We start from the raw sequence: 1,046 nt of genomic DNA on the forward strand, positions 1-1,046 counted from the left end.
ACCATTTCCGTGCCTTCCGGCAGCGAAACGATGCCGGTCACGTCGGTGGTGCGGAAGTAGAACTGCGGACGGTAGTTGGTGAAGAACGGCGTATGACGGCCGCCTTCTTCCTTCGTCAGGATGTAGGCTTCGGCCATGAACTTCTTGTGCGGCTTGACCGAACCCGGCTTGCACAGGATCTGACCACGCTCAACGCCATCGCGGTTCACACCACGGACCAGCGCGCCGATGTTGTCGCCGGCCTGGCCCTGGTCGAGCAGCTTGCGGAACATTTCAACGCCGGTAACCGTCGTCTTCGAGGTCGGACGGATGCCGACGATCTCGACTTCCTCACCGACCTTGACGATGCCACGCTCGACGCGGCCGGTCACAACCGTACCGCGGCCCGAGATCGAGAACACGTCTTCGATCGGCATCAGGAACGGCAGGTCGATCGGACGCTCCGGCGTCGGGATGTAGGCGTCGACGGCGGCCATCAGCGCGCGGATCGCGTCTTCGCCGATTTCCTTGTTGCTGTCTTCAAGGGCGGCCAGCGCCGAGCCCTTGACGACCGGGATGTCGTCGCCGGGGAAGTCGTAGGACGTCAGCAGTTCGCGCACTTCCAGCTCGACGAGCTCGAGCAGTTCGGCGTCGTCAACCTGGTCGACCTTGTTGAGGAACACGACGATCGCCGGAACGCCGACCTGGCGGGCGAGCAGGATGTGCTCGCGCGTCTGCGGCATCGGGCCGTCGGCGGCCGAGACGACGAGGATCGCGCCGTCCATCTGGGCGGCACCGGTGATCATGTTCTTGACGTAGTCGGCGTGGCCGGGGCAGTCGACGTGGGCGTAGTGACGGTTCGGCGTCTCGTACTCGACGTGGGCCGTCGAGATGGTGATGCCGCGTGCCTTCTCTTCCGGAGCGGCGTCGATCTGGTCATACGCCTTGAACTCGCCGAAGTACTTCGTGATCGCCGCCGTCGTCGACGTCTTGCCATGGTCGACGTGGCCGATCGTGCCGATGTTTACGTGAGGCTTGTTGCGCTCAAACTTACCTTTTGCCATTTC

The 1,046-nt window shown here is 63.5% G+C and carries 1 protein-coding gene; it reads right to left on the bottom strand.

Translation table 11 applies throughout. The annotated features are described in order from the left end of the window. Nucleotides 1-1,043: elongation factor Tu (tuf, locus tag AC1DDS_RS25735; protein WP_477481437.1), on the bottom strand; the 1,043-nt coding region annotated here is incomplete at its 3' end. Between the last annotated feature and the right edge of the window lie 3 nt (nt 1,044-1,046).

The sequence above is a fragment of the Mycoplana sp. 10N416 genome, assembly GCF_056394765.1.